This is a genomic window from Streptococcus oralis (assembly GCF_003943825.1).
Classification (GTDB): Bacteria; Bacillota; Bacilli; order Lactobacillales; family Streptococcaceae; genus Streptococcus; species Streptococcus oralis_CD.
Genome location: NZ_RJNJ01000005.1, coordinates 77,985 through 96,616, shown reverse-complemented (window position 1 = coordinate 96,616; position 18,632 = coordinate 77,985). Strand labels below are relative to the sequence as shown.

The window sequence follows — 18,632 nt, the reverse complement described above, 5'->3', positions numbered from 1 at the left end:
AAGAAAGGGCCTGAGTTCACTGCTCAAGTCCTTTTTGATTACATAAATTGGGCGATAAAAACCACAATGATGATAATAGGAATGATGAAACGAAGGAGGAAAAGCCAGACTTGGAAAAGTCCCTGTTTCCAGGCTCTTTCATCAAGATGGAGTTCCTCCTTAGCAAGAGTCTTCTTAAAGATGTAGCCTGTAAAAAGTGACAGGCAGAGGGCTCCAAATGGCATGAGGAGATTGGAAACCAAGAAATCCATGGCATCAAAGAAAGTCTTACCAAAGATGTGAACATCCGCCATAACACCGTAAGAAAGGGCCGAAGGAATACCAAAGATAAAGGTCAAGATTCCTAAAATAGCACTCCATTTAGCACGTTTGCTGTTGTCCTGGTTAGTGATATTGCCCACATTGATTTCCAGCATCACGACAGAAGAAGTGACCGTCGCAAAGAGAAAGAGCAAGAGGAAAAGAATGTAGAAAATAGTTCCAAAAGGCATCTTGTCAAAGAGTTGAGGCAAGACGATAAAGAGCAGGCTAGGTCCCCCTTCTGACTGGATATTGAAGGCTGACATGGCTGGGAAAATGGCTAGACCTGCCATGATGGATACCGAGATGTTCATGGCTACGATGGAAATCCCTGATTGGACCAGATTAGTTTTTTTGTCCAAGTAGGATGCATAGGTCAGCATGGCTGTAACCCCTAGTGAGAGGGCAAAGAAAGATTGTCCCAGAGCGTAGAGGAGACCAGCGCTAGTTAGTTTTGAAAAGTCTGGTTTGAGGAAGTAAAGAACCCCTTCCATGGCATTTGGCAAACTGAGAGAGCGCCCAATGATCACGACAAAGATGATAAAGAGCAGGGGCATCATGACTTTCGAAGCTCTTTCAATCCCTTTTTGAACACCACGTGATACAATAAAGATATTCAATAAGATAAAGGTAGCCTGTGCGCCAAGGGCAATGGCTGGATTTGAAATGATTGAAGTAAATAACTGAGCATAATCACCCGTTCCACCAAGTTGGAACAATTTCCCAAACTCAATACCCAGATAAACTAGAATCCATCCACCGATAACACTGTAAAAGGAGAGGAGGATAAAGAGGGCAAAGGCACCAATCCAACCGATAAAATTGTATTTGCTATTCTTGCCCAGTTTTCCAAAGGTTTTGATAGCAGAAACACCAGCACTACGGCCAAGGGTAAACTCAGCAAGCAAGAGCGGGAAACCGATTAAAATAGTAGAAATGAGAAAGACTAGTAAAAAGCCTCCCCCGCCATTAGCGGCAGTCATGTAGGGGAACTTCCAAACGGCTCCAAGTCCGATGGCTGAACCAGCAGATGCTAGGATAAAGCCCAGTTTCGAGCCCCATTGCGATTTTTCTGACATAGTTAAACTCCAATCTCGTTTTTAAAATAAGAAAAGGCTACTTGAGTTGTCAAATAGCCTTCTCTCAATGGCTCTTTATGAGCCTTCTGTTTGATTGATAGACTTGACTATCCTATCATGTTTTCTAAGGTCTGTCAAGAAAACCATTTTCAAGTTTTCACAGTTTTCTCAAAAAGCTAAAAAATTTTCGTAAAACCACTTGACTCTGACCTTAGGGGAGGGTTTATACTATTCTTGTAAGGAGGAAATCATGTACCATATAAAAGAAGCTGCGCAGCTTACAGGTGTCTCTGTCAAGACCCTGCACCACTACGATAAGATAGGACTCTTGGTTCCGTTAAAGTCGGAAAACGGCTATCGAACTTATAGTCAAGAGGATTTGGAACGCCTTCAAGTCATTCTTTACTACAAATATCTAGGCTTTTCTTTAGAAAAAATAGCAGAGCTGTTAAAGGAAGAAAGGACAGATTTATTGCCTCATTTGACCAGGCAGTTGGACTATTTGACCCAAGAAAGGCAACATCTGGATACCTTGATTTCCACCTTGCAAAAAACCATTCAAGAACAAAAAGGAGAAAGAAAAATGACGATTGAGGAAAAATTCACTGGATTTAGCTATCAAGACAATCAAAAATACCATCAAAAGGCGGTAGAAGAGTATGGACAAGAAGTCATGGATCAGGCTCTCGAGCGCCAAAGTGGTAGAGAAGATGAGGCTACGGCTGCCTTTAACCAAGTCTTTCAAACTTTGGCACAAAATCTTCAAGCTGGTTTACCTGCAACAGCAGCCGAAAACCAAGAGCAAGCAGCCAAGCTCTTGCAAGCCATTAGAACTTATGGATTTGACTGCTCTATTGAAGTATTCGGCCATATCGGTAAAGGCTACGTCTACAACCCAGAGTTTAAGGAAAACATTGACAAGTTTGGACCTGGAACAGCTCAATACACATCAGATGTTATTGCAGCTTACGTTCGGACACAGACAAAATAAAAATCAGCGGAGTTACCTCTGCTGATTTTTTCTGGTTTCAAGTACTATTTGGTTAATAGTTTTTCAACTACGTTTAACTTTCGCATGGTCAGAACCACGCCAAACAATTTTTCAAGATAGTTGGTATTGAGCTTTTTTTGTTTTGCAGTTCTAGGAAGATAGAGGTAGAGACAGTAATCGCCTACACAGATTTCTTCCTCGCCGTAGTCAGTTTTCAATTTTTCTAGTGGCAGACTTTGGATAAGTCCTTGATAAAGAATTACATGCACACGATCATGAAGATAGTCTTCTTTAAATGGATTCTCATGAACAATCTTTTCAAAATCGTTCTTATTCTTGATAACCATTTTTAAGTCGGCCCCAATTTTTTCCTTTATCAAAGTATGAACGCGTTCTCGTATTTCTTCTAAATCTGAGTCACTCTCAAGAATGATATTCCCACTTTGAATATAGGTTCGAACGTGTTGAAAACCAGCTTCTGTCAAAATATCTACCAAATAAGACATTTTCGGGATAGCATTTTTTCCATTAGGAGTAACGCCTCTTAGTAAAATAATATGTTCCAAAGGACTTCCTTTCTTACTTGGTATTTATTGGATTGGAGCCTGCCACCCATCCGGTACAGAGGGCAGAAGTGATGTTAAAGCCACCCGTGTGGGCATTGATATCCAGTACCTCGCCTGCAAAGTGGAGGCCGGGAACGAGCTTACTTTCCAGAGTTTTGGGATTGATTTCCTTGAGGCTGACACCGCCTTTGGTGACAAAGGACTTGGCAAGAGACATTTTTCCAGTTACAGGGATTTTGAGGGCCTTGATGGAATGGAGAAGTTGTTCGCGTTCCTTTTCAGTCAGTTGTTTGACTTTTTCAGGATAGCCTTGCACAAGAAATTCTGCCAAGCGTTCTGGAAGCAAAGTTTTTAAGGCATTTTTCAAGGATTTTTCCCGATTTTCTTCTAGAAATGCCACCAAGTCGCTCTCAGAAAGTTGAGGCAAAACATCCAGTGAAAGAACTTCTCCACCCTTGACAAAGCTAGCCATACGTAGAGCAGCTGGACCGGATAGACCAAAGTGGGTAAAGAGTAGATCATGAGTGATGACATGCTTGCCATAGCTTAGGGTAACGTCATCTAGGGAAATTCCCTGCAAGTCCTTATGTGGAAAATCTGTCAATAAAGGGCTTTCAGCGGCTTCAAGCTCGGTAATGGTGTGCTTAAAATGGCGGGCAATCTCGTGACCAAATCCTGTCGAACCTGTAGAAGGATAGGATTTTCCACCAGTTGTGACAATGAGTTTATCACAAGTGAAGGTCTGGTCTGCGGACTTGAGGACAAACTGGTCGTCTATCTTTTTAACTGAAACAATCTCCGTTTGAGTAGCAACTTGACCTCCTAGCTCAGTGATTTTCTTTTCTAAGGCTTCAATAATGGTTCGAGATTTGTCAGTAGCAGGAAAGACACGTCCGTGGTCCTCGACCTTAAGCTTAACACCATTTTCCGTGAAAAAGTTGATGATATCATGGTTATCAAACTGGGAAAAGACACTGTATAGAAAGCGCCCGTTACCAGGAATTCCAGCCAGAAGGTCATCTAAGCTTCCGTTATTGGTGACATTGCAACGTCCCCCGCCTGTTCCAGCTAATTTTTTCCCAAGTTTTCGATTTTTTTCTATGAGTAGAGTTTTCTGACCATAAAAACTACTGGAAATGGTAGCCATCATGCCAGCAGGTCCACCACCGATGACAATAGTATCAAAATGTTTCATAGCTCTATTGTACCATAAAAAACAAGAGATGCTTGGCATCTCTTGTTGCTTATAATCTTAGTTAATTTCATATCCCATCAACAAACCGCCATCTTCTGCATAGAAACTGCAGAGACCAGACGTAGGAATGATTTTGATATTGGCTTGTGGGAAGGTTTCCTGCAAGCGTTCTGACAATTGCTGACAGAATTTTTCATTGTTGCGATGAGCCATGACAACTCGACCACCAGCATAGCCAGCCTTGATGAGCTCTTCATAGGCCGCTTGAAGGGATTTTTTTGGTCCACGCGCTTTTTGGAGCAGTTCTAGGGTTCCAGTTTCACTTGCTTCCCCAACCATACGGATGTTGAGGAGGCCAACGACTGTACCGATCAGCTTACTCAAACGGCCATTTTTTACCAAGTTATCAACCTTAGCGAGGACAAAGAGCAACTTCGTTTTTTCTTGGTAGGCAGTAATAGCTTCAACAATTTTCTCAAAAGAAAGTCCTTGATCAATCAAGTCATTGATTTTTTCTACAATTAGGTCAACTTCCCCACCAGCAGATAAACTATCAATCACATGAATCTGAGTGTCAGGGTGTTCTTCAAGATAGATATTCTTAGCGAGCTGTGCACTATTATGGCTACCTGAAAGAGTACCAGTAATGGTAACGACAAAGATATGCTTAGCACCTTCAAATGCACGCAGGTAATCATCAGGGCTAGGACAGGCTGATTTTGAAGCCTCAGAAGTCGCATACATGGTTTCCATCATGTGGTTAATGTCGAGATTGGCATCATCAATAAAGACCTGATCAGCTACTTGAATGGTTAAAGGAACACTCACAAATTCAGTATCGATAGCAAGAGTAGGCAGTTGACGATAATCACAACCAGAGTCAGCTACAATCTTCCAAGTCATAGAAATTCTCCATCTTTGTCACTTATACATTGACAAAGGTTCTGTCTTTTTTTACAATTATATCATGAAAGCCCTTGAAACAAAAGTACCACCTCTCTGTTGTCACAAGTAGAAAGAAATTGTTATGTCTGAACGTAAAATATCTGAAAAATCTCTTGAAAATCTCAGAAAATCAAATCAAGAATCCAATTTTTTAACCAGAGAAGCAATCGAGACGGCTCTTTTGCAACTTCTAGAGAAAAAAGATTTGGCCAAGATCAGCATTTCGGAGCTGGTCAAACGAGCGGGCGTCTCTCGTGCCGCCTTCTATCGTAACTATGACTCTAAAGAAGAAATTTTGGAAAGCGTCTTTAAACGCAGTGTCCATAACATTATGGAACAGCTGAGCCACTACGATGTCAAAACAGACCTTTATCTGGTCTGGGTACACCTTTTCCGCGCAGCCAAAAAAGAAGCCAAGGTTATTCAACTTGCTCTGGACTACCACTTGGAAAAGATTTTCGTCCAAGCCATGCAGGAATTTCTGGAAAAATACCACGGAAAATCAAAAGGCGTTAGCAGCTACCTTCATTCCTTTTGGAGTTCTGCCATCGTATCGGTTTTGCTCAAATGGATCAAGGATGGCATGAAGGTTCCGGCTGAAAAGATTGCAGATTTACGCTTGCCATTTTTCAAAAAATAGGGGATAAGGAGAAGAATTATGACAGAAAAAAGACTGGCTTGGGATGAGTACTTTGCTGCCCAGGCCTTACTGATTGCCAATCGTTCGACCTGCAAACGCGCCAAGGTGGGAGCTGTTCTAGTCAAGGATAATAAGGTGATTTCAACAGGCTACAATGGTTCCGTATCAGGAACAGAGCACTGTATCGATCACGAATGTCTGGTCATTGAGGGTCACTGTGTTCGAACCCTTCACGCTGAGGTCAATGCTATTCTCCAGGGGGCTGAACGAGGGGTTCCCAGAGGATTTACAGCCTATGTGACCCATTTCCCTTGTCTGAACTGCACCAAACAACTGCTTCAAGTTGGTTGCAAGCGCGTGGTTTATATCAACCAGTACCGAATGGATGACTATGCCCAGTACCTTTATCAAGAAAAAGGCACCGAGTTGACCCATTTACCATTAGAGACTGTTCAGACAGCTCTTCAAGAGGCAGATTTGATTTAAAAATTAATAAAAATAAATGGTTTAGAAAGCTTTTTAAACCGTTTTTTGATATAATAAGAAGAATAAATTGAAAGAAGGAATTTAGAAAATGGGAAAAATTGAAGTCATTAATCATCCACTCATTCAACACAAATTGTCAATCTTGCGTCGTACAGATACTTCTACAAAAGCTTTTCGTGAGCTAGTAGATGAGATTGCAATGTTGATGGGATATGAAGTACTTCGTGATCTTCCACTTGAAGATGTGGAAATCGAAACACCTATCACAAAGACCGTTCAAAAACAATTGGCTGGTAAAAAATTGGCGATTGTCCCAATCTTGCGTGCAGGTATCGGGATGGTAGATGGGCTCTTGAGCTTGGTTCCAGCAGCCAAAGTTGGTCATATCGGTATGTACCGTGATGAAGAAACCCTTCAACCAGTTGAATACTTGGTGAAATTGCCTGAGGATATTGACCAACGTCAAATCTTTGTCGTGGATCCAATGTTGGCAACAGGTGGCTCAGCAATCTTGGCAGTAGATTCGCTTAAAAAACGTGGCGCATCAAATATCAAGTTTGTCTGCCTAGTATCTGCTCCAGAAGGAGTGAAAGCTCTTCAAGAAGCTCACCCAGATGTAGAAATCTTTACAGCAGCCTTGGATGAACGCTTGAACGAACATGGTTATATCGTTCCAGGTCTTGGAGATGCTGGAGACCGCTTGTTTGGTACCAAATAAAATCCCAAAGTAAATAGTGAAACTAGAAGTTCGTTTTTAACTTGAAAGGAGGTTGAGTTTTTGTTTCTGTTTAGAGAATAGAGCAAAAATTTGACCTTTTTTGACCAAAAAGATATAATAGTTCTGTATTGAGTCGTAAGACTAAGAAAATTCAACATAAAACATAAAAGGAGAAATGAATGATTCCTGTAGTTATTGAACAAACAAGCCGTGGAGAACGTTCCTATGATATTTACTCTCGTCTTCTGAAAGACCGCATCATCATGCTAACAGGTCCAGTTGAAGACAACATGGCCAACTCCGTTATCGCCCAATTACTTTTCTTGGATGCCCAAGACAGCACAAAAGATATTTACCTTTATGTCAATACACCTGGAGGATCTGTTTCAGCTGGTTTGGCAATCGTTGATACCATGAACTTTATCAAGGCAGATGTCCAAACAATCGTTATGGGAATGGCTGCATCCATGGGGACTGTCATCGCATCAAGTGGCGCAAAAGGCAAACGTTTCATGCTTCCAAATGCAGAGTACATGATTCACCAACCAATGGGTGGTACAGGTGGTGGTACCCAACAGACAGATATGGCAATCGCTGCAGAGCACTTGCTCAAAACTCGTAAGACTTTGGAGCAAATCCTTGCAGATAACTCTGGTAAATCAGTCGAGCAAATTCATGCTGACGCTGAACGTGATTACTGGATGAGTGCCCAAGAAACACTTGAATATGGCTTTATTGATGAAATCATGGCCAACAATTCGTTAAGCTAAGCAACCTAGAAAGCAAACTCGACGGAGTTTGCTTTTTTTGGTATAATAGGGGAAGATTTCTTAGAAAGAGGATTCCTCATGTTTGAAAAAACAAATCGATCAGGATTAATCATCTATCTCTACTATAACCGAGATGCAAAAAAACTTCAGGAATACGGTGATATCTGTTACCATTCCAAAAAACATCGTTACTTGCAGCTCTATGTTCCAACTAAGGAGTTAGATGACTTAGTTGAGAGATTAGGTAAGGAAAGATATATCAAGAAAATTAGACGTTGCCATATTCAAGAGCTAGAAACTCCCTTCGTTGGCAATCTCTATCGTAACGAAGAAAACGTTATCATTTAAAAAATTAAATAAATGTATTGACAATTTTCTGATAATTCGGTATATTCTTAACATACAATTTTTGAAACAACTATAAGGAGATTAAAAATGAAGAAAAAATTTGCCCTATCTTTTGTGGCTCTTGCTAGTGTGGCTCTTCTTGCTGCCTGCGGGGAGGTCAAGTCAGGAGCGTCAAACACAACTGGAAATCCAGTAGACGAAAAAACAATTAAAATCGGTTTTAACTTTGAAGAGACAGGTGCTGTGGCAGCTTACGGTACAGCTGAACAAAAAGGTGCTCAACTTGCCGTAGACGAAATCAATGCTGCAGGTGGAATTGATGGAAAACAAATCGAAGTTGTAGACAAAGACAACAAGTCAGAAACTGCTGAAGCAGCTTCTGTTACTACAAACCTTGTTACCCAATCAAAAGTAGCAGCTATTGTAGGACCTGCGACATCTGGTGCAACTGCTGCAGCTGTAGCTAACGCTACTAAAGCTGGAGTGCCATTGATTTCACCAAGTGCTACTCAAGACGGTTTGACTAAAGGTCAAGATTACCTATTTATCGGAACATTCCAAGATAGCTTCCAAGGGAAGATTATTTCTAACTATGTAACAAACAAATTGAATGCTAAGAAGGTTGTTCTTTATACTGACAACGCTAGTGACTATGCAAAAGGTATTGCTAAATCTTTCCGCGAAGCTTACAAGGGTGAGATTGTAGCAGATGAAACATTTGTAGCAGGTGATACTGACTTCCAAGCAGCCCTTACTAAAATGAAAGACAAAGAGTTTGACGCTATCGTAGTTCCAGGTTACTACACAGAAGCTGGTAAAATTGTAAACCAAGCTCGTGGTATGGGAATTGATAAACCAATCATTGGTGGTGATGGATTCAACGGTGAAGAATTTGTTCAACAAGCAACTGCTGAAAGAGCATCAAACATTTACTTCATCTCTGGATTCTCAACAACAGTTGATGTTTCTGCAAAAGCTAAAGCTTTCCTTGAAGCATACCGTGCTAAATACAACGAAGAGCCTTCAACATTCTCAGCTTTGGCCTATGACTCAGTTTACCTAGTAGCAAATGCTGCAAAAGGTGCTAAAAACTCAGGTGAAATCAAGGACAACCTTGCTAAAACCAAAGATTTTGATGGTGTAACTGGTCAAACAAGCTTTGATGCTGACCACAATACAGTGAAAACTGCTTACATGATGACCATGAACAATGGTAAAGTTGAAGAAGCAGAAGTTGTAAAACCATAACATTAGAATAGTAATTGAAATGGGGAATGAGCCTTTGACTCACTCCCTGTTTCGGTGTTTATGAACTTGTGAAAATAATGAAATTTTCTAAAAAATAACGATAGAAAAGAGTGAATGCTATGCTCCAACAACTTGTGAATGGTCTAATTCTGGGTAGTGTTTATGCACTTTTAGCTCTGGGTTATACCATGGTTTATGGAATTATCAAACTCATCAACTTCGCCCATGGCGATATTTACATGATGGGTGCCTTTATTGGTTACTTTTTGATTAATTCTTTCCAAATGGATTTCTTTTTAGCTTTAATTATTTCAATGGCTGGAACTGCACTACTTGGTGTTGTGATTGAATTTCTTGCTTACCGTCCTTTGCGACACTCTACACGTATTGCTGTATTAATTACTGCCATCGGAGTCTCTTTCCTACTGGAATACGGAATGGTTTATCTAGTAGGTGCCAATACTCGTGCCTTCCCTCAAGCAATTGAAACAGTCCGCTTTGACTTGGGACCAATTAGCTTGACAAATGTTCAATTGATGATTTTAGCAGTTTCTGTACTCTTGATGGTTTTATTGCAATTGATCGTCCAAAAAACAAAAATGGGGAAAGCCATGCGTGCGGTATCAGTTGATAGTGACGCAGCTCAATTGATGGGAATTAATGTAAATCGTACAATCAGCTTTACCTTTGCTTTGGGTTCAGCCCTTGCTGGTGCAGCAGGTGTCCTCATTGCCCTTTACTACAACTCTCTTGAACCTTTGATGGGTGTGACTCCAGGTCTAAAATCATTCGTTGCGGCCGTACTCGGTGGTATCGGGATTATCCCTGGTGCAGCTCTAGGGGGATTTGTGATTGGCTTGTTGGAAACATTTGCTACTGCCTTCGGTATGTCTGATTTCCGTGATGCCATCGTATATGGAATCTTGCTTTTGATTCTGATTGTTCGACCTGCAGGTATCCTTGGTAAGAATGTGAAAGAGAAGGTGTAAACAATGAAGACAAATCTTAAAGTAAATATTCTCTGGTTATTCCTTCTGTTAGCGGGCTATGGATTGATTAGTGTACTGGTTTCTGCTGGTGTTCTCAATCTATTCCATGTCCAAATTTTAGAACAAATTGGGATTAATATCATCCTTGCAGTAGGCTTGAACTTAATCGTTGGTTTTTCAGGACAATTCTCACTTGGTCATGCAGGTTTTATGGCGATTGGGGCTTATGCAGCAGCGATTATTGGTTCAAAATCACCAACCTATGGTGCCTTCTTTGGAGCAATGGCCTTGGGCGCCTTGATTTCTGGTGCAGTCGCTTTGCTCGTTGGGATTCCAACACTCCGTTTAAAGGGTGACTACCTGGCTGTTGCGACACTAGGTGTTTCAGAAATCATTCGTATCTTTATCATTAATGGTGGAAGTTTGACCAACGGTGCCGCTGGTATCTTGGGTATTCCAAACTTTACCAACTGGCAAATGGTTTATCTATTTGTGGTGATCACAACTATTGCAACTCTCAACTTCTTACGTAGTCCAATTGGACGCTCTACTCTATCTGTTCGTGAGGATGAGATTGCTGCAGAGTCCGTTGGGGTAAACACTACAAAGATCAAGATTATCGCTTTTGTCTTTGGAGCCATTACAGCAAGTATTGCTGGTTCACTTCAGGCTGGTTTTATCGGATCTGTTGTACCAAAAGATTACACCTTTATTAATTCCATCAACGTGTTGATTATCGTTGTATTTGGTGGACTTGGTTCTATTACTGGTACCATCGTTTCAGCGATTGTTTTAGGAATTTTAAATATGCTCCTTCAGGATGTAGCAAGCGTACGTATGATCATCTACGCTTTGGCTCTTGTATTGGTCATGATTTTCAGACCAGGTGGACTTCTTGGGACATGGGAATTGAGTCTATCACGTTTCTTTAAAAAATCTAAGAAAGAGGGACAAAACTAATGGCATTACTTGAAGTTAAACAGTTAACCAAACATTTTGGCGGTCTAACAGCTGTTGGAGATGTCACTCTTGAGTTGAACGAGGGAGAATTGGTTGGTCTGATTGGACCAAACGGAGCTGGTAAAACAACCCTTTTCAATCTCTTAACCGGTGTTTATGAACCAAGCGAAGGTACTGTGACTCTAGATGGTCACCTCCTAAATGGGAAAACTCCCTATAAGATTGCTTCACTTGGACTCAGTCGTACTTTCCAAAATATTCGTTTGTTCAAGGACTTGACAGTTTTGGAAAATGTTTTGATTGCGTTTAGCAATCATCATAAACAACATGTCCTTGCGAGCTTTCTACGCTTACCAGCTTTTTATAGGAATGAGGAAGAATTAAAAAGCAAAGCTTTGAACTTGCTGAAGATTTTTGATTTGGATGGTGACGCAAATACTCTTGCCAAGAATCTGGCCTATGGCCAACAACGTCGATTAGAAATCGTTCGTGCTCTGGCAACTGAACCTAAAATCCTCTTTTTGGACGAACCTGCAGCTGGTATGAATCCACAAGAAACAGCTGAATTGACAGAATTGATCCGTCGTATCAAAGATGAATTTAAAATTACCATCATGCTTATCGAACATGACATGAATTTGGTTATGGAAGTCACTGAGCGTATCTATGTTCTTGAATATGGTCGGTTGATTGCTCATGGGACTCCGGATGAGATCAAGAACAACAAACGCGTTATTGAAGCTTATCTAGGAGGTGAAGCCTAATGTCTATGTTAAAAGTTGAAAACCTCTCTGTGCATTACGGTATGATCCAAGCAGTTCGTGATGTAAGTTTCGAGGTTAATGAAGGTGAAGTTGTTTCCCTTATCGGTGCCAATGGTGCCGGTAAAACAACCATTCTTCGTACCCTTTCAGGTTTGGTTCGTCCAAGTGCTGGTAAAATTCAGTTTTTGGGAAAAGAAATTCAAAAGTTGCCTGCGCAAAAAATCGTGGCAGGTGGCCTTTCACAAGTCCCTGAGGGACGTCATGTTTTCCCAGGCTTGACTGTTATGGAAAATCTAGAAATGGGAGCTTTCTTGAAGAAAAATCGTGAAGAAAATCAAGCTAACTTGAAAAAAGTTTTCTCACGCTTCCCACGTTTGGAAGAACGTAAAAACCAAGATGCGGCAACTCTTTCAGGTGGTGAACAGCAGATGCTGGCTATGGGACGAGCGCTCATGTCGACACCTAAGCTCCTTCTCCTAGATGAGCCGTCAATGGGACTGGCTCCGATCTTTATCCAAGAAATTTTTGATATCATTCAAGATATCCAGAAGCAAGGAACAACAGTTCTCCTAATTGAACAGAACGCAAACAAGGCCCTTGCTATCTCTGACCGTGGTTATGTACTTGAAACAGGCAAGATCGTTCTATCAGGAACAGGAAAAGAACTCGCAGCATCAGATGAAGTCAGAAAAGCATATCTAGGTGGCTAAAAAGGTCCGGGGGACCTTTTTAGTCGGCAGATAGAGATTGCGTAGCAATCATCAGATCCAGTGGATTGTTTTAGTCGGCGGATAAGGATTGCGCAAGCAATTCTCCTCTAGTCTGGGAGACTAGTTTAGGTTGTGGATGGAGATTGCGCACGCAATCCCTCTATAGTCCGGGGGACCTTTTTAGTCGGTAGATAAGGATTGCGCAAGCAATATCTCTATAGTCCGGGGACCTTTCTAGTCGGCAGATAAGGATTGCGCAAGTAATCATCCAATCCAGTGGATTGTTTTAGTCGGCGGATAAGGATTGCAGCCAAGCGACACCTAATACGACTACTTATCAAAAATATAAAATATTTCAGGGCTCCAGAATAAGGAGCTCTTTTATTTATATGTTTTTTGAGGAAAGGGAAGAAGGTCTTAATTTTTACTCATTGTTTCCCTATTTGAATTGACAGTCATTTTTGTTCATATTATAATATGAGTAAGAAAAAATTGAACAGGAGGACTGAGAAATGCTAACAGAAAAACAATTTAAACTTTTGCGTTTTATGTTGATACATAAAGAAAAGACCTTTACTCAGAGACAGTTAGCTGAAGAGTTAGACCTATCTTTAGGAACAATCAACACATTATTGAAAAAACTGAATGAAGAGAAGTGGCTTGATGAGGAACTTCACTTAACTGAACTAGGCCAGAAAGTTTTAGAACCCTATCGAGTAGAAAATGCCATTATAATGGCTGCTGGCATGAGTAGTCGTTTTGCTCCTTTGTCTTATGAGATTCCTAAAGGATTGCTTCAAGTCAAGGGTGAACGCTTGATAGAGAGGGAAATCAGACAGCTGCAAGAAGCAGGAATAGAAGATATAACCGTTATTGTAGGCTATCTTCAAGAAAAAATGTTCTATCTTGCAGAGAAGTTTGGTGTAAAAATTGTAGTGAATAATGATTACTACAAATATAATAACTGTTCGTCTCTTATGTTGGTTAAAAATCAACTTTCCAACACTTATATTTGTTCATCAGATAATTATTTTGTGGAAAATCCTTTTGAGCAATATATTTATAGGGGTTACTACTCGACGATATTTGCAGAAGGTCAAACGGACGAATATTGTGCTATAGAGGATTCGAATCACACCATCATTGATATCCAGATTGGTGGAGAAAATACTTGGGCTATGGTGGGGCACGTTTATTTTGACCGTGCATTTAGTGAGAAATTCAAGGAAATTTTAGAAACCGAGTTTAAACACGAACCTTATCGTGAACAGCTTTGGGAGGATTACTATAGTCGCCATGTCAAGGAACTACTTTTAGAAGCTCGCCACTATTCAGCGGATATTGTTAAAGAATTTGATTCACTAGATGAACTCCGTCAATTTGATGAACGTTATTTGGTAAATGCAGACTCAGCTATTATCGATAATATCTGTAAGACATTAAAGTGTGTGGCTTCAGATATTGTCAATATCAAACCTCTAAAAGATGGATTAACCAACACATCATTTTCATTTGACTGTCTAGGAAAAAGATATGTTTACCGTCATCCGGGCAGGGGAACGGAAAATTATATCGACCGAGCTAGTGAAGCAGCTTCTATGGAAATTGCTGCAAAATTAAAGATTGACCGTACCTTCGTAGCTATGAACAAGGATGAGGGCTGGAAAATTTCAGAATTTATTCCCAATGCTAAGCAACTGGATTATGATAATTGGGATGATGTAGCACAGGCAATGGACCTCTTGAGACGGTTACACCAATCTGGAGAAAAAACGGAACATTCCTTTGACCAATTTGAGGGAATTGATGATTTTAGAGAAAAATTGAAGGCTAGAAATCGATTCGAGTTTGATGGTCTCGAGGAATTGGATGAAACTGTTTCACTTCTCAGAAATTATTTACAGAATGATCTCAAACAGGTTGTCCTTTGTCATGGAGATTCCTATAGTCCTAATTTCTTGTTGAATGAAGCTGGCGAAATGAGCTTGATTGATTGGGAATATTCTGGAATGGGAGAGCCAGCAGGAGATTTGGGCACCTTTATCGCGTGTTCCAATTATACCGTAGAGGATGTTGAAAAAGTATTGGAATTGTATTTGCAAGAAGTACCAGATAAGAAAACCAAACGTCACTATTTGGCTTATGTAGCAGTAACCTCATATTATTGGTTCTTGTGGGCTTTGTTCCAGGAGAGTGTCGGAAAACCAGTTGGTGAGTTCCTCTACATCTGGTATCGCTATACCAAACAATATGGACAACTGGCCCTTGACTTGTATTTGGAGGAAAACTAAGATGAAAACGACATCCGAAATTGAAGATTTAGTAGCAACTGAAACAAAGAGAAGATTGGAAGAAATGGAGTCACCAAACTACAAGTTTGTTCAACCCTTCCTAAAAAGTGATTTCATTTTAATCATCTCCATAGTCCTAATCAACCTTGTTTTGATTATCTTAACAATGACGGGAGGAATTCAATAACATGTCTAAAATGAATGACTATATCCAACAAGAAACCATAACTGGAATTGTTCCCATGACCAATAAGGATCGTCAGTATTCTTTCTGGGATCTCTTTCTATCGACAAGTGGTTTTGCCATTGCTACTTGGTGTTATACCCAAGGGGCTTATGTAGCTCAATATTTGACCTTTAATCAAATGTTGATAAATATTTTTAGCTTTAACATTATCTGGGTTTTTATTGAATGTCTCCCTATTTTGTTTGCGGTTAAGTATGGAATTGATTTGTGGATTTGGTTGAGAGCTGTTCTAGGAAAAAGAGGTGTAGCTCTGTTATCAACCATTATTAGCTTGGCTAACTTTGGATGGTATGCTGTTGCGGCCAATCTTTTTGCCAGTTCCATGATCCATTTGGCAAATAATTTTGGTCTTGGTTTGGACAAGGGAGTATGGGCGCCTATTCTTGGTACCCTCTGTGTTCTTCTTGGGACTCTCATTGCTCTTGGAGGCCCGGAAGTGATTAAATGGACTAATCGCTTCTTGGTTATCGCCTTATTGATTGTCGGTCTGATTATCGTTGGAATCTGCTTTGTCGCCGTTCCTATAACGGATATTATGAATATCCAACCAGCCACTCAAGGAGATTTGACGCCATTAGAACGCTTCATGCTCTCTGGAGAAGGAAATGTTGCCTTTGCCTTTTCTTGGTCTACACAAGCATTGGTCTTGCCACGTTTGGCAAAATCAGAACGCAGTGGTTATTGGGCTACAGCCTTATCATACGGAGTTGTGGCTCCATTCTTCGTTGCGACAGGTGGAGTCATGGCTCTAGCCATGTTTGTCAAAACAGGTGTTTATGAAAGTGATCCAACAACCATGCTTTCAACTCTAAGCACCCCAGCCTTTGCTCTCTTAAGTCTACTACTAGTAGCCTTTGCTAATATTGGAACCCAGGGAACAGGATCATATGTGAACTGTATGATTGTCAAAAGCGGGATGCCCAAAGTAAGCTATAAACTAATGGTTTGGATTGCCATGGTTTACGTGAGTCTACTCACTATCTGGGGAGGAGTAGAAGAGTATTTCGGATCCTTCATCTCCCTAGCCGCCTATATTCAGGGGCCAATTATTGGTATGATTGTTGTCGATTATTTTATCTTAAGGAAACGAAAACTCGACTTGCGTTCAGCCTATTTCCTTGAAGGGCATGACGCCTACGAATTTACTAAAGGATTTAACTTAGTTGGCTTGTCTTGCGTATTTATCTCCTTATTGGTAGCGGTACTTTTTGTCTACAACCCTGTAACTGCACAAATTCAAAGTCCAATCTTTTTAATCACAACTGGTAGCGGATTTACTGCGCTATTTGGTGGTCTACTATACTGGCTAGCTAGTCTTAGCTCACTGAAACGTTATATGATAAAAGATCGAGACACTGTTACGATTTAAGAAGAGGGGGGACTACGGTTCCCTCTTAATTTATACTGGCATTTTATGCAAATTTCTCAGATTATTCAAAATCTTGAAAAAGAGATGAAAGCGTTTGATAGATTTTCTAAGAAAGTGTATAATAAAAGTAGCAATATAGAAGGAGAAGTCTCATGGCAGTTAAAGATTTCATGACCCGTAAGGTAGTTTATATCAGTCCAGATACGACTGTAGCACACGCAGCAGATTTGATGCGCGAGCAAGGTTTGCACCGTTTACCTGTTATCGAAAACGATCAATTAGTCGGATTGGTAACAGAAGGAACCATTGCAGAAGCCAGCCCATCTAAAGCAACCAGTCTCTCTATCTATGAGATGAATTATCTTCTGAATAAAACCAAAGTAAAAGATGTAATGATTCGAGATGTCGTGACGGTTTCTGGCTATGCTAGTCTAGAAGATGCGACCTACCTGATGCTGAAAAATAAAATTGGGATATTACCAGTTGTAGACAATCATCAGGTCTACGGTGTCATTACAGACCGCGATGTTTTTCAGGCTTTCTTGGAAATCGCTGGATACGGAGAAGAGGGAATTCGTGTTCGTTTCATTACAGAAAATGAAGTCGGAGTACTGGGGAAAATTGTAGCTCTAATTGTAGAAGAAGATTTAAATATTTCCCATACTGTAAACATTCCACGTAAGGATGGCAAGGTCGTCATCGAAGTTCAAATTGATGGAAAAATCGATTTGACTGCATTAAAGGATAAGTTTGAAAAAGAAGGAATTCAAGTGGAGGAGATCACTCACACCTCTGCCAAAGTCCTTTAAACAAGAGGCTTTAGAGCCTCTTTTCTTCTGCCATCAAAAGCGGTGAAAAGCAAAATATGGAAAGAAATGAGAGATTATGGTATAATAAAACGATATGAAAAGGAGTATCTATGGACATTTCAGAAATTCGTCAAAAAATTGATGCAAATCGTGAAAAATTAGCTTCTTTTAGGGGGTCTCTTTGACCTCGAAGGCTTAGAGGAAGAGATTGCCATCTTGGAAAACAAGATGACAGAACCTGATTTTTGGAACGATAATATCGCGGCCCAAAAAACGTCGCAAGAATTAAATGAATTAAAAAACACCTACAACACCTTCCGTAAAATGGAAGAGTTGCAGGATGAAGTTGAGATTTTATTGGACTTTTTAGCAGAAGACGAGTCAGTCCATGATGAACTGGTCGAACAGTTGACAGAACTGGATAAGATGATGACCAGCTACGAGATGACCCTTCTCTTGTCAGAACCTTATGACCATAATAATGCAATCTTGGAAATCCATCCAGGATCTGGTGGTACTGAGGCACAGGACTGGGGCGATATGTTGCTTCGTATGTATACTCGTTATGGAAATGCCAAAGGCTTTAAAGTAGAAGTCTTGGATTACCAGGCTGGTGATGAAGCAGGTATCAAGTCTGTTACCTTGTCTTTTGAAGGACCTAATGCTTATGGCCTACTTAAATCAGAAATGGGTGTTCACCGTTTGGTCCGTATTTCGCCATTTGACTCTGCCAAACGTCGCCATACTTCATTTACATCCGTAGAGGTTATGCCTGAGTTGGATGATACCATCGAAGTGGAGATTCGTGAAGATGATATCAAAATGGATACCTTCCGTTCAGGTGGCGCTGGAGGACAAAATGTCAATAAGGTTTCAACAGGTGTGCGTTTGACACACATTCCTACGGGAACTGTCGTCCAATCAACGGTCGATCGTACCCAGTATGGAAATAGAGATCGTGCCATGAAGATGTTGCAGGCTAAGCTCTATCAAATGGAGCAAGAAAAGAAAGCTGCGGAAGTTGATTCCCTTAAAGGTGAGAAAAAAGAAATCACATGGGGAAGCCAAATCCGTTCTTATGTTTTCACGCCTTATACTATGGTAAAAGATCACCGTACAAGCTTTGAAGTTGCTCAGGTAGATAAGGTGATGGATGGAGACCTTGATGGTTTTATCGATGCCTACCTCAAGTGGCGAATCAGCTAAG

The 18,632-nt window shown here is 40.6% G+C and carries 20 protein-coding genes; 16 read left to right on the top strand and 4 right to left on the bottom strand.

The genetic code is table 11. From position 1 onward, the window contains the following. Positions 1–38: 38 nt before the first annotated feature. Complete coding sequence (locus D8863_RS05730) at positions 39–1,379, bottom strand: sodium-dependent transporter (protein ID WP_125441353.1); 1,341 nt, start codon at positions 1,377–1,379, stop codon at positions 39–41. A gap of 250 nt (positions 1,380–1,629) precedes the next feature. On the opposite strand from D8863_RS05730, the gene D8863_RS05725 reads away from it, so the two are divergent. Beyond that, the gene (locus tag D8863_RS05725) at positions 1,630–2,370 is read left to right on the top strand and encodes a MerR family transcriptional regulator (RefSeq protein WP_125441352.1); all 741 of its coding nucleotides are present in this window, start codon (positions 1,630–1,632) and stop codon (positions 2,368–2,370) included. A 44-nt stretch (positions 2,371–2,414) separates the two neighbouring features. Here the strand turns inward: D8863_RS05725 and D8863_RS05720 are convergent, their stop codons facing one another. From D8863_RS05720 to D8863_RS05710, 3 genes are read right to left on the bottom strand one after another with little or no spacing between them, the layout of a single operon-like run. Then, entirely contained in the window at positions 2,415–2,936 is a 522-nt protein-coding gene (locus D8863_RS05720) for a DUF1697 domain-containing protein (RefSeq protein WP_042767777.1), read from the bottom strand. Positions 2,937–2,949: 13 nt separating this feature from the next. Then, positions 2,950–4,131, bottom strand: a complete 1,182-nt coding sequence (gene aao, locus D8863_RS05715) for an aminoacetone oxidase (protein WP_125441351.1) — start codon at positions 4,129–4,131, stop codon at positions 2,950–2,952. Positions 4,132–4,188: 57 nt separating this feature from the next. Next, positions 4,189–5,034, bottom strand: coding sequence for a DegV family protein (locus D8863_RS05710; RefSeq protein WP_049478305.1), 846 nt, complete (start codon positions 5,032–5,034; stop codon positions 4,189–4,191). Between the two features lie 124 nt (positions 5,035–5,158). Between D8863_RS05710 and D8863_RS05705 the strand changes: the two genes are divergently transcribed. From D8863_RS05705 to prfB, 15 genes are all read left to right on the top strand, one after another. Further along, positions 5,159–5,716: a TetR/AcrR family transcriptional regulator gene (locus tag D8863_RS05705; RefSeq protein ID WP_000003897.1), complete on the top strand. Its 558-nt coding sequence runs from the start codon at positions 5,159–5,161 to the stop codon at positions 5,714–5,716. A gap of 18 nt (positions 5,717–5,734) precedes the next feature. Then, complete coding sequence (locus D8863_RS05700) at positions 5,735–6,202, top strand: deoxycytidylate deaminase (protein ID WP_000136994.1); 468 nt, start codon at positions 5,735–5,737, stop codon at positions 6,200–6,202. An 88-nt stretch (positions 6,203–6,290) separates the two neighbouring features. Next, complete coding sequence (upp, locus tag D8863_RS05695) at positions 6,291–6,920, top strand: uracil phosphoribosyltransferase (protein WP_000515974.1); 630 nt, start codon at positions 6,291–6,293, stop codon at positions 6,918–6,920. A gap of 179 nt (positions 6,921–7,099) precedes the next feature. Then, on the top strand, positions 7,100–7,690 hold the full coding sequence (clpP, locus tag D8863_RS05690) for an ATP-dependent Clp protease proteolytic subunit ClpP (RefSeq protein WP_000613467.1): 591 nt from the start codon (positions 7,100–7,102) through the stop codon (positions 7,688–7,690). A gap of 78 nt (positions 7,691–7,768) precedes the next feature. Next, on the top strand, positions 7,769–8,038 hold the full coding sequence (locus tag D8863_RS05680) for a YlbG family protein (RefSeq protein WP_125441350.1): 270 nt from the start codon (positions 7,769–7,771) through the stop codon (positions 8,036–8,038). A gap of 87 nt (positions 8,039–8,125) precedes the next feature. Next, a complete protein-coding gene (locus D8863_RS05675; protein WP_000726128.1) occupies positions 8,126–9,286 on the top strand; it encodes an ABC transporter substrate-binding protein in 1,161 nt (386 codons plus the stop codon). Positions 9,287–9,405: 119 nt separating this feature from the next. Then, complete coding sequence (locus D8863_RS05670; RefSeq protein ID WP_000941413.1) at positions 9,406–10,275, top strand: branched-chain amino acid ABC transporter permease; 870 nt, start codon at positions 9,406–9,408, stop codon at positions 10,273–10,275. Between the two features lie 3 nt (positions 10,276–10,278). After that, complete coding sequence (locus D8863_RS05665) at positions 10,279–11,235, top strand: branched-chain amino acid ABC transporter permease (protein ID WP_000856256.1); 957 nt, start codon at positions 10,279–10,281, stop codon at positions 11,233–11,235. Continuing rightward, a complete protein-coding gene (locus D8863_RS05660) occupies positions 11,235–11,999 on the top strand; it encodes an ABC transporter ATP-binding protein (RefSeq protein WP_125441349.1) in 765 nt (254 codons plus the stop codon). Before D8863_RS05665 ends, D8863_RS05660 begins: the two co-directional genes overlap by 1 nt. Further along, the gene (locus tag D8863_RS05655; RefSeq protein WP_000062207.1) at positions 11,999–12,709 is read left to right on the top strand and encodes an ABC transporter ATP-binding protein; all 711 of its coding nucleotides are present in this window, start codon (positions 11,999–12,001) and stop codon (positions 12,707–12,709) included. Before D8863_RS05660 ends, D8863_RS05655 begins: the two co-directional genes overlap by 1 nt. 512 nt (positions 12,710–13,221) lie before the next feature. Next, the gene (locus D8863_RS05650) at positions 13,222–15,000 is read left to right on the top strand and encodes a phosphotransferase (RefSeq protein WP_125441348.1); all 1,779 of its coding nucleotides are present in this window, start codon (positions 13,222–13,224) and stop codon (positions 14,998–15,000) included. Between the two features lies 1 nt (position 15,001). Continuing rightward, the gene (locus D8863_RS05645; protein WP_125441347.1) at positions 15,002–15,187 is read left to right on the top strand and encodes a hypothetical protein; all 186 of its coding nucleotides are present in this window, start codon (positions 15,002–15,004) and stop codon (positions 15,185–15,187) included. A gap of 1 nt (position 15,188) precedes the next feature. Further along, positions 15,189–16,616 (top strand): cytosine permease, encoded by a 1,428-nt coding sequence (locus tag D8863_RS05640; RefSeq protein WP_125441346.1) that lies wholly within the window; start codon positions 15,189–15,191, stop codon positions 16,614–16,616. Between the two features lie 152 nt (positions 16,617–16,768). After that, complete coding sequence (locus D8863_RS05635; RefSeq protein WP_000268643.1) at positions 16,769–17,425, top strand: CBS domain-containing protein; 657 nt, start codon at positions 16,769–16,771, stop codon at positions 17,423–17,425. Positions 17,426–17,535: 110 nt separating this feature from the next. Beyond that, positions 17,536–18,631, top strand: a protein-coding gene (prfB, locus tag D8863_RS05625; RefSeq protein ID WP_096753628.1) for a peptide chain release factor 2 whose coding sequence is annotated in 2 segments (ribosomal slippage) — positions 17,536–17,607 and positions 17,609–18,631 — 1,095 coding nt in all. Because the reading frame shifts where the segments join, the coding sequence is not laid out codon by codon here. The last annotated feature ends 1 nt before the right edge of the window (position 18,632 follow it).

Bases quoted from the DNA above. Each gene is read 5' to 3' on its own strand.
- D8863_RS05675 (WP_000726128.1), top strand. From the start codon at position 8,126: ATGAAGAAAAAATTTGCCCTATCTTTTGTGGCTCTTGCTAGTGTGGCT.
- D8863_RS05650 (WP_125441348.1), top strand. From the start codon at position 13,222: ATGCTAACAGAAAAACAATTTAAACTTTTGCGTTTTATGTTGATACAT.
- D8863_RS05680 (WP_125441350.1), top strand. From the start codon at position 7,769: ATGTTTGAAAAAACAAATCGATCAGGATTAATCATCTATCTCTACTAT.
- upp (WP_000515974.1), top strand. From the start codon at position 6,291: ATGGGAAAAATTGAAGTCATTAATCATCCACTCATTCAACACAAATTG.
- D8863_RS05725 (WP_125441352.1), top strand. From the start codon at position 1,630: ATGTACCATATAAAAGAAGCTGCGCAGCTTACAGGTGTCTCTGTCAAG.
- D8863_RS05635 (WP_000268643.1), top strand. From the start codon at position 16,769: ATGGCAGTTAAAGATTTCATGACCCGTAAGGTAGTTTATATCAGTCCA.
- clpP (WP_000613467.1), top strand. From the start codon at position 7,100: ATGATTCCTGTAGTTATTGAACAAACAAGCCGTGGAGAACGTTCCTAT.
- D8863_RS05660 (WP_125441349.1), top strand. From the start codon at position 11,235: ATGGCATTACTTGAAGTTAAACAGTTAACCAAACATTTTGGCGGTCTA.
- D8863_RS05645 (WP_125441347.1), top strand. From the start codon at position 15,002: ATGAAAACGACATCCGAAATTGAAGATTTAGTAGCAACTGAAACAAAG.
- D8863_RS05665 (WP_000856256.1), top strand. From the start codon at position 10,279: ATGAAGACAAATCTTAAAGTAAATATTCTCTGGTTATTCCTTCTGTTA.
- D8863_RS05700 (WP_000136994.1), top strand. From the start codon at position 5,735: ATGACAGAAAAAAGACTGGCTTGGGATGAGTACTTTGCTGCCCAGGCC.
- D8863_RS05730 (WP_125441353.1), bottom strand. From the start codon at position 1,379: ATGTCAGAAAAATCGCAATGGGGCTCGAAACTGGGCTTTATCCTAGCA.
- D8863_RS05640 (WP_125441346.1), top strand. From the start codon at position 15,189: ATGTCTAAAATGAATGACTATATCCAACAAGAAACCATAACTGGAATT.
- D8863_RS05705 (WP_000003897.1), top strand. From the start codon at position 5,159: ATGTCTGAACGTAAAATATCTGAAAAATCTCTTGAAAATCTCAGAAAA.
- D8863_RS05655 (WP_000062207.1), top strand. From the start codon at position 11,999: ATGTCTATGTTAAAAGTTGAAAACCTCTCTGTGCATTACGGTATGATC.
- D8863_RS05710 (WP_049478305.1), bottom strand. From the start codon at position 5,034: ATGACTTGGAAGATTGTAGCTGACTCTGGTTGTGATTATCGTCAACTG.
- aao (WP_125441351.1), bottom strand. From the start codon at position 4,131: ATGAAACATTTTGATACTATTGTCATCGGTGGTGGACCTGCTGGCATG.
- D8863_RS05670 (WP_000941413.1), top strand. From the start codon at position 9,406: ATGCTCCAACAACTTGTGAATGGTCTAATTCTGGGTAGTGTTTATGCA.